The organism is Pedobacter sp., from assembly GCF_965279535.1.
In the GTDB taxonomy this organism is placed as follows: domain Bacteria; phylum Bacteroidota; class Bacteroidia; order Sphingobacteriales; family Sphingobacteriaceae; genus Pedobacter.
In genome coordinates, this window is record NZ_OZ257244.1 from 2,231,259 (window position 1) to 2,243,573 (window position 12,315).

The 12,315-nt window shown below is 38.0% G+C and carries 13 protein-coding genes; 7 read left to right on the forward strand and 6 right to left on the reverse strand.

The features are described 5' to 3' along the window. Positions 1–30: 30 nt before the first annotated feature. The gene (locus tag ACQY77_RS08810; RefSeq protein ID WP_421938345.1) at positions 31–492 is read right to left on the reverse strand and encodes a hypothetical protein; all 462 of its coding nucleotides are present in this window, start codon (positions 490–492) and stop codon (positions 31–33) included. 13 nt (positions 493–505) lie between these two features. On the opposite strand from ACQY77_RS08810, the gene ACQY77_RS08815 reads away from it, so the two are divergent. Further along, on the forward strand, positions 506–703 hold the full coding sequence (locus tag ACQY77_RS08815; protein ID WP_421938344.1) for a hypothetical protein: 198 nt from the start codon (positions 506–508) through the stop codon (positions 701–703). A gap of 62 nt (positions 704–765) precedes the next feature. On the opposite strand, the gene ACQY77_RS08820 is transcribed toward ACQY77_RS08815, so the two are convergent. Continuing rightward, on the reverse strand, positions 766–1,254 hold the full coding sequence (locus ACQY77_RS08820; protein WP_421938343.1) for a hypothetical protein: 489 nt from the start codon (positions 1,252–1,254) through the stop codon (positions 766–768). Then, positions 1,255–2,586: a tRNA lysidine(34) synthetase TilS gene (tilS, locus tag ACQY77_RS08825; protein WP_421938342.1), complete on the reverse strand. Its 1,332-nt coding sequence runs from the start codon at positions 2,584–2,586 to the stop codon at positions 1,255–1,257. 65 nt (positions 2,587–2,651) lie between these two features. Between tilS and ACQY77_RS08830 the strand changes: the two genes are divergently transcribed. Further along, positions 2,652–4,988 (forward strand): OstA-like protein, encoded by a 2,337-nt coding sequence (locus ACQY77_RS08830; protein WP_421938341.1) that lies wholly within the window; start codon positions 2,652–2,654, stop codon positions 4,986–4,988. 9 nt (positions 4,989–4,997) lie between these two features. On the opposite strand, the gene ACQY77_RS08835 is transcribed toward ACQY77_RS08830, so the two are convergent. Continuing rightward, entirely contained in the window at positions 4,998–5,573 is a 576-nt protein-coding gene (locus tag ACQY77_RS08835; RefSeq protein ID WP_421938340.1) for a non-canonical purine NTP diphosphatase, read from the reverse strand. A 138-nt stretch (positions 5,574–5,711) separates the two neighbouring features. Further along, entirely contained in the window at positions 5,712–6,365 is a 654-nt protein-coding gene (locus tag ACQY77_RS08840) for a hypothetical protein (protein WP_421938339.1), read from the reverse strand. A gap of 104 nt (positions 6,366–6,469) precedes the next feature. Between ACQY77_RS08840 and ACQY77_RS08845 the strand changes: the two genes are divergently transcribed. The 5 genes from ACQY77_RS08845 to ACQY77_RS08865 all read left to right on the forward strand — a co-directional run bounded on the left by ACQY77_RS08845 (position 6,470) and on the right by ACQY77_RS08865 (position 11,180). Continuing rightward, a complete protein-coding gene (locus ACQY77_RS08845) occupies positions 6,470–7,057 on the forward strand; it encodes a hypothetical protein (protein WP_421938338.1) in 588 nt (195 codons plus the stop codon). Between the two features lie 57 nt (positions 7,058–7,114). Beyond that, positions 7,115–8,479, forward strand: a complete 1,365-nt coding sequence (locus tag ACQY77_RS08850; RefSeq protein WP_421938337.1) for a foldase protein PrsA — start codon at positions 7,115–7,117, stop codon at positions 8,477–8,479. A 5-nt stretch (positions 8,480–8,484) separates the two neighbouring features. Next, positions 8,485–9,447 (forward strand): AAA family ATPase, encoded by a 963-nt coding sequence (locus ACQY77_RS08855; RefSeq protein ID WP_421938336.1) that lies wholly within the window; start codon positions 8,485–8,487, stop codon positions 9,445–9,447. Positions 9,448–10,325: 878 nt separating this feature from the next. Next, on the forward strand, positions 10,326–10,847 hold the full coding sequence (locus tag ACQY77_RS08860; protein WP_421938335.1) for a hypothetical protein: 522 nt from the start codon (positions 10,326–10,328) through the stop codon (positions 10,845–10,847). A 159-nt stretch (positions 10,848–11,006) separates the two neighbouring features. Then, positions 11,007–11,180 (forward strand): hypothetical protein, encoded by a 174-nt coding sequence (locus ACQY77_RS08865; protein ID WP_421938334.1) that lies wholly within the window; start codon positions 11,007–11,009, stop codon positions 11,178–11,180. A gap of 69 nt (positions 11,181–11,249) precedes the next feature. Here ACQY77_RS08865 and ACQY77_RS08870 read toward each other — a convergent pair whose 3' ends face one another. Beyond that, positions 11,250–12,140, reverse strand: coding sequence for a glycerophosphodiester phosphodiesterase family protein (locus ACQY77_RS08870; RefSeq protein ID WP_421938333.1), 891 nt, complete (start codon positions 12,138–12,140; stop codon positions 11,250–11,252). Between the last annotated feature and the right edge of the window lie 175 nt (positions 12,141–12,315).

Consider the following 12,315-nt stretch of genomic DNA (forward strand, 5'->3'; position numbering starts at 1 on the left):
ATTGCAATAAAACAACAACAAAAACCAGGATTACTTATTAAAAGCAACCCATGGTTTCACATAACCGATCTTACGTTCCTCAGCCTGGATTTCTAACCTTAATTTTTCAACTTTAGCAATCTGCTTATTAAACCGATCAAGGGCCTTTATTGCATCTTCACTATCGTTTTTGGCTTGTTTAGATAATTTCTCCATGGCCTTCAAATCAACTTCTGCACCCTTACCCGTTTTTGAACCATGAGCGCTCGTTTTCTCTGCAGAAACTTTCATTTTGCCATTGGCTTCCATAAGCTTTAAACGCAGCTTTTCTACCTCCTCTTCTTCTTCAGACTCTTTTATCTTCATTTCAAGAAGGTCTATATTCATTTTAAGAATCTTAACCCGCGCGGTTAATACACCTAATGAGTCTTTTGAAACCTGTGGAGTGTATGTTTGTGCGAAAACAGAAAAACAGGATAATAAAAGTTGGCTCAAAAAAAATATTTTTCTCATAACATTCGATTTGATGATGTTATCCAATTTGGATGCCCAAAAGAAAATGCACCACCACCTGCCAGATTTAAGTGATTGGTTACTGATACTGCAAATGCATGTTGAAATTTGGGAAAAATATTCTACATACCAGCAACAGGAGCACAAGAGCAATACCGAAATTAGTATTGGGTATGAGCAATTGTTATGCGATTTCAGCAAGGTTGTGTGATATAGGAAAGGTAATAACTATTAACCCATATTTACGATGGACTGTGAGTCACAGACCATGGCCTATTTCAGGTTTCGCATCTCCTCCTTAATGACCAGGAGCAGTTCGTTTGGTCTTTGCGTACCGATAAAATATTCCAATCCATCACGATCTACCAAAACAACGGCATCCTTACCGGAAGAATAAAAACGGATAGTACCTTTAGTATGCAAGTTGTAAACAGGGTTATTGAAAAAGTACCGGCTATAAGTTGCCTTTTTAACTTCAACAATACTCTTTAGATCAATTTTCACACGCTTGGTTGTCCAAAGGCCGTCTAAAATTACACTGCCCTTATCAACAATAATTTTATACTGTATTAAGAACAACAATAGCATAGACACACCAATGATCCCGAAACCCACAACCAGGAAAAGATCCTGGGTATTATCGCGGTCACGTTCGTAAACATAGGCCGCAAAACAGAAGGCAGCCATTATCAAACGGATAAATATGCGAACATAATCCCGGCCAATGTATTGTTTTTCGATATAGGCGTATTTACTATCCACTTAGTTGATTTTGAGTTCGAATATAGCAACTTTTTTTGTTGTACCTGTTAATTTATATCGGTTATCCTGTCGCATTCCTGCTAGCCAGATAATCTCTCCATTCCCATTAACCAAAACAGGAATACGCTCTTTTAGGTGTAGTGCAAGTTTCTCGTCGATGAAAAAATCACTTATCTTTTTAAACCCATTCATCCCCAGCGGGATAAACCGATCTCCATATTGCCAGGTTCTGACAATCAAAGGAAAAATCAATTTATCGCTATCAACATAGGCTTTAGCAGCATTAATATCAAACCTGATTGCATCAGAAAAAGACATCGATATTGCTCCATTTAGAAATTCAATTTGCTTTGTATTGGGGTGGATGACCTGATTTTGAACAATACTGTCCTCCCTGGCAACGATGATCAATTCATTTCGATTGATTATTGCTTCATGGCTTGTACTAAAAAAATGCTTTCCACTCTGTGCATTGATATGCTCTAAAATCTCTGCAACCACAGATTCGGTAAAGCCATAAGGTTTGAGCAACTCAAAAAGCAACAACTGCCTGGGCTCCAGCTGACCGATGCGCTGTAAGGAAAGATATATGCCCCCTTTTTTATGCTCCAGCAAGGCTTCAGATAACCGCTCCACTTCCCGACTTAAAAACAACTCAATCTCTGCGAACCGGGAAATATTCTCAGCAAAGGTTTTTTCCAACCGGGGATTAATTTCCTGCAAGGCAGGAACAACACTATGTCTGATTTTATTCCTGGTATAATCGCTGTTGGCATTAGAGCTATCTTCTACAAAGTCTAACTGGTTTTCGCTGATCAGCACCTCAATCTCAAACCGGTTTAAAAATAACAGCGGTCTGATTAATTTATCCCTTTTAGGTAAAATACCATGCAGGCCACTAATGCCTGTTCCACGGGTAAGGTTAATCAAAAGGGTTTCAACGGCATCATTCTGGTGTTGCGCCAAAGCAATGAAATCATAGCCATGATTAAGCCTGATTTCCTCAAACCAACTGTATCGCAAATCCCGTGCAGCCATCTGCGTAGAGATTTTATGTTCCCTGGCATATTTTTTTGTCTCGAAATGCGTTACATGAAAAGGTAAGTCTAAACTCGAAGCCAACATCTCAACAAAATGTTCATCGCGTTGTGCCTCTGCCCCCCTTAAGTTGAAGTTACAGTGTGCCACACCAAAATCAAACCCTAACGCCTTAAAAAGATGCAACATTAATACCGAATCTTTACCCCCACTTACTGCCAGTAAAATGCGATGCTCTTCGGAAAAAAGTGCATGTTCACGGATAAAATCCTGAAATTGCTGTAAGGGTAACATCTGTCAAAAATATTTAATTTTAACTGGTATTCCGAACCTTCAGAACAAAAAACTAACTTTGTAACGTGCAAAAACTATTTGTCCTTTTATTTTTACTGGCAGGTCCGCTGTTGCTCTTCGGACAACAAAAGCCATCAAAGATTGAGATTCTCTCGTCTGAACAGCTTACGGGCGACCTTAAAAATCAAATTAGCTATTTAAGAAAGCCTGTTTTCAGACAAGATAATGCCACATTATCCTGCGATAGTGCAGTGTATTACAGTAAGCGAAACTACTTTGAGGCTTTTAAAAATGTTCATATTAATCAAGGTGAAACAAATATTTTTTCCGACCAGTTAGAATACGACGGGAATAAAAAACATGCACATTTAACAGGAAATGTTAAAATGCAGGATCCCAAATCTATATTAACAACCAATGTGCTCGATTATACTACCTCCAGTAAAATTGGCACCTACACCAGCGGCGGCAAAATTGTAAGTGAACAGGTTACCATCACCAGCAAAAACGGCCATTATTTTAACTTTACCGGGGACGCTTATTTCCGGTATGACGTAGTTGCAGTTACACCTCAGGTAACGGTAAAGTCGGACACGTTACGCTACAATATGGATACTAAATGGACGTATTTTTACGGGCCAACCAATATTAAGGGTAAAGATGACAACCTCTACACCGAAAATGGGGCCTATAATACACTATCAGAGGATGCTTATTTTGGAAAGAAAAACCTCTATACACAAGGTACACGATCTTTAAAAGGTGATAGTTTATACTATTATGGTAAAGTGGGTTATGGAAAAGCAGTAAAGAACATTGTTTATTCTGATACCAAGGATAAGATGAAAATGTTTGGTGATCTGGGTTATTACTATAAGTCAGATCAGCGGGCATTGGTAACTCGAAATGCCTATCTCGGTATAGGAACCGCAGATTCCATTTTAGTAAACAAAAAGAAGAAACCAGATAGTTTGTGGCTTGGAGCAGATACTTTGGAAACCCAGATGGTATTGCAAAAAACACTTAAACTGATCCCTAAAATTTCCATCAAAGCAGATAATGAGGTTGGCGAAGATGATGAAGATGGCGGAAAAGTAAAAAAAGGCGAAGGTGAAGCGGGCGAAACGAAAATAGATCCCAACGATCTTCGAAAAAGTGTTGAACCTTTGAAGAAAAGAAACGATCGAAAATCAAGAAACAAAAAAGACAAGGATAAAACTGCAGCTTCAGATATAGAAAAACCTGGAACAGATAGTTTGAAATCAAAAGTCGATTCACTATCAAAGGACGTAATTAAGCTTAAACCCGATAGTTCCAAGACCAATTTGCTCAAAGAAAAGGCAGATTCTATCGTTAGTAAACTACCCAAACTGAAAACGGACAGTCTGGCAAAAAAAGCTGCTGATAAAACAAGCGAAATGATCAAGGCTGCTCCTAAAGGGATTACGGATAGCTTAAAGAAAAATCTTCAGAAAAAAGGATTAAAAGATTCTGTTAGTAAGGTAATTGCGGGAGTTAAACCCGGGGCACTTGCTACAGATACCGCCAGGTTCAATCCGGCCGACACTGTTCAGGCACGTATTATTAAGGCCTATCACGGAGTTAAAGTATTCAAAACAAATATCCAGGCCAAAACCGATAGTTTGTTTTACACCAGTGCCGATTCTACTCTTCGCTGCTTCATGAATCCAATTATCTGGTCGGAGGGTTCTCAACAAATTGGTGATACGATATATGTGCAGTTAAAGAACAATAAACTGAATAATTTACAGGCATTCAGAAATGCTTTCCTGGTTAATACTCCAAAAGATTCCCTTCGATTTAACCAGATAAAGGGCCGTTATATGACCGGTTTTTTCACCGATGGTAAATTAAAAACGATGTATGTTGATGGAAATGCAGAAAGCATTTATTACACCCAGGACGACAGCACGAAGGTTTATAAAGAAATGAACCAAACCCTTAGCAGCAGGATTAAGTTCGTTTTTAAGAAAGAAGAAAATGCAATTGAAGAGATTGTGTATATCAAAGGTGTTGAGGGCGCACTCAACCCTGAAAATAAAGTAGCCAAAGACCATGTGTTGAAAGGTTTTTCATGGAAACCAACGGAACGGCCTAAATCTAAAAAAGATGCTGTAGGTTCTGCAGGGAAACTGAAGGCTAAACCTAAAGCTAAAGCACCTACACCAAAGGGTAAAGTACCTGCAAGTCAAAAACCCGGCACTTCAGTACCTGCTAAAAACCCTGTTAATGTAAAAACCACCGCTACCCAGGATAGCTTGATCAGGAAGAATAATCTTCCTAAAAGCACAACAATAAAGGATACAAGCAACTTTGGGATAAAGCCTATTTTACCCAAAAAGGATACAACAGGTATAAAAGAGGTTAAGAAACAATTGTAATAATTGCCGTTATTGGCTTTTTAAAAAATCGATCATCTTTTTCAAAGCGATTGCTCTGTGGCTGATTTGATTCTTTTGTGCCATATCCATTTCTGCAAAGGTAATATCATAACCATCTGGCTGAAAAACAGGATCATAACCAAAACCCTTTTCACCGCTTTTTTCTGTTCGGATGGAGCCTTCAATTATTCCTTCAAAAATATGATTTTCTCCATTTTGGATAAGGGAGATTACGGTTTTGAATCGTGCTTTTCTATTGGTTTTATGCTGCAACTTTTCCAAAACTAAAGCTATGTTCCGATCATTATCCCGCGTTCCCGAATAGCGTGCAGAGTAAACACCAGGTTCATTGTGAAGTGCTTCAACTTCTAAACCACTATCATCCGCAAAACAATCTAACTGATAATTTTCTGCAACGTAGCTACTCTTAAGTGTGGCATTACCAACAAAAGTATCTGCTGTTTCTGGTATATCTACCAAACAGCCAATATCCTCCAAATTCAACACTTCATATTCTCCTTCCAATGCAGCACGGATTTCTGCAGTTTTATTTTTGTTGTTGGTAGCGAATACAAGTTTTTTCATTGTGTTAATATTTAGTGAACTGCTGAGTGATGGAATTGTTTAACTACTGAATTGTGGAGTTGGTGAGTTGTTTAACTAATAACTAAAAACTGCCAACTGAGAATTTTTAACTGTGAACTGAAAACTGTGAACTGAAAACTACTTTATCTTCTGGAGATTACCCCAAAGGGATTTTTTAGCAATGATATCGCTGTCAAGCTGGTGCAAGTTAGGTGCAAATATAATCCTCGTGCTCCCGTGAAGGATAATTTCATTTTGCCATGTAAGGTTGAGCTTCAGTGCTGATATTTCTACCCCGAAAGAAAGCATGAGTTCGGGTTTAAAGAACTGATGAAATGCTGTAAAATCAGTACCCGGATAGTTGGCATAGTTTACCAAAGCAAAATCTGGAGTACCCAGGTCTACAGCCTTAACAATTTTACGTAAAAGTTCCCGACCCTGTTCGGTACTTACATCATTATGCGGATCGTTTACCAAAATTAAAACAGACTTTTTATTTCCACCTAAAAATCTGAATGTTTTAGCAGCTTCTGGCTCGGCCAAAACACTTGGAATTTCGACGCTTTCCGGATAAGGTTTTACTGGTTTTACAGTTTCTTCCTCAGCCTGAGCCGGAATATTAACGGATAAACTGGCCACTACCTCTTTCATAGAAGCAGTAGGTTCGCTTGTCAAAACTGGCTCATTACTAGCAAAAAGGGGTATTTTTACGCTTTTATCCTCAACCAAAAAGACCTCTTCATTAAAAAATAAACGTAAAGCGTTGGCATTGTTGGTAACCTGGTTTTCCATTCGTATTTTTGTTGGATAATAATTTCTGTTAAAATTAGTTAAATATCTTATAATAGCGCCGCTAATTGTTACTTTTATCCCTTAAAATTTATAGACGCATCTGTGTGAGAAAAGCTTACAGTTTAATTATTTTCAGCTTTATTTACAGCATATCTTTTGCACAAAATGTGGCTGTAATTAATGGTAAGCCTGTAAACACTAAAGAGTTTCTGTGGGCTTACAAAAAGAGCCACAACGGGAATACACCTACAGATTATGAGAACTTACAGGCTTATTTAAACCTGTACATAAATTTTAAACTCAAGGTTTTAGATGCCAAAGACATGGGGCTTGACAGGAATGCTGAGTACCAGGAGGAAATCAAAACATATGAGAATAATTTACTTGCCCGGAAAAAGGCTGGTAATGGAAGTAAAGATTATGAATTGTTATTAAATGAATATCGTGAAGGCGTGCTGATGTTCAATGTTTCTGAGCAAAAAATATGGGACAAAGCCCAAAGTGATGAGGCAGCTTTATATGATTTCTACATTAAAAACAAAGATAAATACAACAAAGCCTTTAATGAGGTAAGAGGAGAAGTAATTGCCGATTACCAACAAAGCTTAGAAGAAAAGTGGCTCAGTGGGCTAAAACAGAAGTACCAGGTTAAAATTAATGATAACGAGCTTAAAAAGCTCACCAAACTATAGTTCAGGTCGGTTTTATTTCGGCTATAAGTACTAAATTTGCAAAATATACAAAATAGAATGAAGAAAGTTTTTTTAGCAGCAACTGCTTTATTAGGCATATGTTTAAACAGTTTTGCCCAAAAGCACACCATTGATAAAGTTGCCGCTGTAGTTGGAAACAACCCCATCCTACTCTCTGAGTTGAATCAACAATACACTCAATATTTATATCAGGGAAATCCCGCAAATGTAGATATCAGATGCAAAATTCTTCAGCAAACCTTAACTGAAAAGCTATTGAAACAACAGGCAGAAATCGACTCTGTTATGGTTGAAGATGGGCAGGTAGACGAAGAAGTAAACAGAAGAATGCGCCAGATGGTTCAACGAGCCGGTGGCCAGGATCGTTTAGAGCAGTTCTTAAATAAATCAGTGTTGCAATACAAAGATGAGATCAGACCAAACATTAAAGACGGATTGATTGCTCAAAAAATGCAACAAAAAATCACAGAAAACATTAATGTAACGCCGATGGAAGTAGAGAAATACTTCAAATCATTGGGAGATAGTGTTCCTGAATTCAATACAGAAGTAGAAGTTGGAGAGATTATTTTAAACCCTAAACTAACAAGAGCAGAGAAACAACGCTTCCGTGATAAAATTGAGGCTTTACGGGCACGTGTGAAAGCTGGAGAAGATATGGGGGTATTAGCTAAAACCTACTCTGAAGATCCCGGATCTGCAGCAGATGGCGGTGACTATGGCTTTATCGACAGAAATACCATGGTAAAAGAATTTACCGCCTGGGCCTTTAAACTTAAAGCTGGCGAACTTTCTCCGGTTTTCGAAACGGAATATGGTTTTCACTTTTTGCAGGTATTAGAGCGCCGTGGTGAGCAGGCACACGTTAGACATATCCTGATCATGCCTAAAACAACACCTGAAAGTTTAACCCGTTTAAAAAGCCATGCCGACAGTATCTATAACAACATTATGGATAAACGATTAAGCTTTGCTGCTGCTGCAAACCTGTATTCAGATAATAAAGAAACTAAATATAATGGTGGTATGATGTTGAACGCAGAAAACGTTCAATCCAGAACTACTTTTATTCCTGTAGATAAATTAGATCCTTCTGTGTTTCTGGTTATTGACAGTATGAAAGTTGGGGGTATTTCAAAACCAGATTTATATACCGCTGCTGATGGTAAACAGGCGTATCGTTTATTGTATCTGAAATCAAAAATCCCGCCTCACAAAGCAAACATGGCCCAGGATTTTCCAAAAATTAAAGATGCTGCACAAGCTGACAAAATTAATCGTACCTTAAGCGAGTGGTTTGAAAAACGTCGTGAAACTACCTATATTAAAATAGATAACGAGTTTGACACCTGTCCCGAATTAAGAATCTGGACAAAACAAAATACCGGAGAAGCAAAGTAATTTAAATGCAGTACCAGAACGAAGTAGAAGCCGTTGATGCCCTTCATCAATCATTTAACAAGATAAAAGCCGAAATCGGCAAAATTGTAGTTGGTCAGGACGACATCATCAAATCTGTTTTAATTGCCATATTCAGTAACGGACATTGCCTTTTGGTAGGTGTACCGGGATTGGCAAAAACCCTACTCGTTCAAACTGTTGCCGGCGTACTCGACCTGGATTTTAACCGAATCCAATTTACACCAGATTTAATGCCCAGCGACATTATTGGCGCTGAGATTTTAGGAGAAGACAGGCACTTTAAATTTATTAAAGGCCCTGTCTTTTCCAATATTATTCTAGCTGATGAGATTAACCGTACGCCACCTAAAACACAGGCAGCGTTACTGGAAGCCATGCAGGAAAAAGCGGTTACCGCTGCTGGTCAAACGCACCGGTTACCACAACCATTTTTTGTTTTAGCTACACAAAATCCTATTGAACAAGAAGGAACATACCCGCTTCCGGAGGCTCAACTGGATCGTTTCATGTTCCATATACAACTCAACTATCCTGCTTTTGCAGATGAATTGAACATTGTTAGAAATACAACAAGTAACAGGGCCGTTAAGCTCGAAAAAATTATACATGCAGATGATATCCAGTACTTCCAAAAACTGATTCGTGATATTCCTGTAACGGATAACGTTTTAGAATATGCGGTTAAACTTGCTGCCAAAACACGTCCGAATACCGAGCATGCCACTGAAGCGGTAAACAAATACATCAGCTGGGGTGCTGGTCCGCGTGCATCTCAATTCTTAGTGCTGGGAGCCAAATGCCATGCTGCAATTTCTGGTAAATATGCTCCGGATATTGAAGATGTAAAGGCAATAGCCGAACCTATTCTTCGTCACCGGATTGTTCGCAATTACCGCGCTGAAGCTGAAGGATTATCTATCGAAAAAATCATCAAAGATTTATTGTAAGTTGTAAGTCTGGACGCTTGAAAGTTGTAAGTTTTAGGTTATAAGTTGTAAGTCTGGGCGTTTAGAGTTAAAAGTTGAAGGTTAAAAGTTAAAAGTCTGGTGTGCTAAAAAAGTTATAAGTTTTAGGTTATAAGTTTTAAGTCTGGGTGCTTAAGAGTTAAAAGTTCAAGGTTAAAAGTTTAAAGTCTGGTGTGCTAACTTTTCCGGGTTCTAAGTTCGGCGGTTGGTTGTACCAACTGCTCTCTTTTTCTCTGTGTAAACGCTGTGTCCTCGGTGGTAAAATTGTTGATAAATATCCATACCCGTGGTTCGTGGCTCAGGGCCCAATTTCGGCACTAAATCTTTTCGGGCTGTGGACTATACATCTGGTCAACTTAACAGCTAGGCAACTCACCTAATAAGTTGTAAGTTTTAGGTTGTAAGTTGTAAGTCTGGGCGTTTAGAGTTAAAAGTCTGGTGTGCCATATCCGTGGTCAGTGGCTCACGGACCACTTTTCGGTACTAAATCTTTTCGGACCGTGGACTATACATCTGGTCAGCTAAACAACTCACCTGTTAGTTAAAATTTGTAAGTTCTAAGCTATAAGATCAAATCCAGGCTACTTTCGTGTTTAAAATAAATCTGTCCGAAAAATTAATTTGTAATTCCCTGAAATTAAATATCTTTGCATCAAAATTTTAATTATCATGCTAAAACTAAAACATATTCAACAACCGAAATTTAGCCCGTCTTGTGGTCTAAAGGGTTTGGATATGGACTTTAGTTTCCTTCCGAACCACTAGTTTTATTATCCTTAAACAGATAACAAAATCAATTTTATTTTTTTAATCCATCTGTGAACAGCGCTTAGCTATAAACAGATTTTACAATATCCATCATGGACATATATACAACTGTAGAGGAAAAATATCTACAAGCTGTTGAAGAGCTACATTACGGAGAATTACCTAAAGCACTTCAATATTTTAATGCCATTATTGCTTTTGATGAAGAATATGCCAGGGCCTATTTTCAGATCGGAAAGTTATACCATTATCATTTTAAAGATTTTAAGGCCGCTGGCTACTATTATAATAGAAGTATTGAATTAGATGCTGCGTTTCCTGAAACTTACGAACCTTATCTGGAATTAGTAGTTACCTTAAAAATGAACAAGCTGGTAAAGCAAGTAGCAGAAAAAGCTTCGCAGGTGCCAGGTGTAGACCAATCGGTAATTTTTAAACAGTTAGGGTTACACGCCGAGCAGCAACAGCAATTTACCGAGGCTTTTAATTACTTCAGAAAGGCAGAACTTTTAAATGCGGTTCAGGAAGAACAAAACACTCTTCAAGAGCATTTAAAACGCATTAAAACAAAAATTAATAGTCAGAAAACAATGATTTATGATTTACAAGGATAAGGGCTGGGCCTTTATCCTTTTTTCGTTATTCAACTAACCCACTATAATCTTACCTGATATTGCTATCAATAAATCACGCATTTAAGCTTTAATTTTTTAAAATAGTTATTATCTTTATCGCCTGTTAAGCTTAATTATTAAATTCAAAAATATATAGATATGTCAGGTCACGACTCACACGCACCCGTTCAAGAAACAAAAGGAATTTGGGCATTACCATTAGCCGCTTGGTTATTCGTTATTGTTTTGGTTTTTGTTTTCACTATTGATTGCTCAAAAGATTCTGGTGAAAAACATGGTGAAGAGCACCACAAAACAGAAGCTCACCACTAATTTCGGGGAGACCTATCTAAAAAGATAAAAAAAGCGCTGATTTAACATTAGCGCTTTTTTAGTTTTCAACTACTTATCTTTTATCTGCCCCATTAAATTAGGGAAATCGGTTATAACGCCGTCAACGCCTAAGCTCATAAAATAATTCACCTCTTTGAGCGAATTTACCGTCCAGGGGATAATTTTTATTCCCATGTCATGACACCGGTCTACCAGTCCTTTCCCTACCAAAACCGAGTAAGGGCTATAAATAGTTGGCTTAAAACCTAATTTCTCAATATAATCTTCAAAGGGTTCCTTTTCATCTATTAACAAAGAGGTTTGTATTTTAGGATATTTTTCATGCAAATATTGCAGGGTACGCATATCAAACGATTGGATAATCACCCGCCTGGCAATCTTTTTTTGATTCACCACTTCCATAATCAAATCCACAAATTCAGCTGGCTCAGGATGAAATTCATTATCGCCATTTTTGATTGTTTTAGTTTCAATACTATAAACAGGTTTAGCCATCTTATGGGTTTTCACATAATCCTCTACCGCATCAATGGTTTCAGATAATAATGGCTTATAGGCTTTAAATTTTACCTGTCCGGGAAAACGCGCATGTACCTTGCTCCCTACATCAAATTTCTTCACCTGTTCATAATCCATTTTATAGATATTGAAATTCTTCTGGTCTTTCAAAGAAATGGGTTTACCATTGGGCTGTAAAGAGATCTCATTGTTAAAATAAGGCTCCTGTGACAGCACTACCTGCTTATCTTTAGAAATTACAGCGTCCATTTCGAGCGTGGTAACGCCCAAATCCAGGGCTTTAAGCATTCCTTCAATGGTGTTCTCCGGCATAATTCCCCGGGCTCCGGCTTTACCCTGCACATCGAATTTCTTTTTCTGCCCAAAAACAGTTAAAAAAGTTAAAATAAAAAAAGAGAGTATGAGTAGTTTTTTCTGCATGGAATTTAAACGTAAAATATCTAATTAAGTTATTGGGGAAGACATTTTGTAGCGGAAAATGCATTGCCACTTACGACCGGTGGTCCCGCTTTCCGCTAAATCTCTACGCTGCGCTTCGAGGATACCGCTTCAATCGGGGCTAAACGGAAAGGCATTGTAATCAAAGGCCAAAGTC

Coding starts and splice junctions, on each gene's coding strand:
- ACQY77_RS08810 (WP_421938345.1), bottom strand. CDS start 492: ATGAGAAAAATATTTTTTTTGAGCCAACTTTTATTATCCTGTTTTTCT.
- ACQY77_RS08815 (WP_421938344.1), top strand. CDS start 506: ATGATGTTATCCAATTTGGATGCCCAAAAGAAAATGCACCACCACCTG.
- tilS (WP_421938342.1), bottom strand. CDS start 2,586: ATGTTACCCTTACAGCAATTTCAGGATTTTATCCGTGAACATGCACTT.
- ACQY77_RS08835 (WP_421938340.1), bottom strand. CDS start 5,573: ATGAAAAAACTTGTATTCGCTACCAACAACAAAAATAAAACTGCAGAA.
- ACQY77_RS08840 (WP_421938339.1), bottom strand. CDS start 6,365: ATGGAAAACCAGGTTACCAACAATGCCAACGCTTTACGTTTATTTTTT.
- ACQY77_RS08850 (WP_421938337.1), top strand. CDS start 7,115: ATGAAGAAAGTTTTTTTAGCAGCAACTGCTTTATTAGGCATATGTTTA.
- ACQY77_RS08855 (WP_421938336.1), top strand. CDS start 8,485: ATGCAGTACCAGAACGAAGTAGAAGCCGTTGATGCCCTTCATCAATCA.
- ACQY77_RS08860 (WP_421938335.1), top strand. CDS start 10,326: ATGGACATATATACAACTGTAGAGGAAAAATATCTACAAGCTGTTGAA.
- ACQY77_RS08865 (WP_421938334.1), top strand. CDS start 11,007: ATGTCAGGTCACGACTCACACGCACCCGTTCAAGAAACAAAAGGAATT.
- ACQY77_RS08870 (WP_421938333.1), bottom strand. CDS start 12,140: ATGCAGAAAAAACTACTCATACTCTCTTTTTTTATTTTAACTTTTTTA.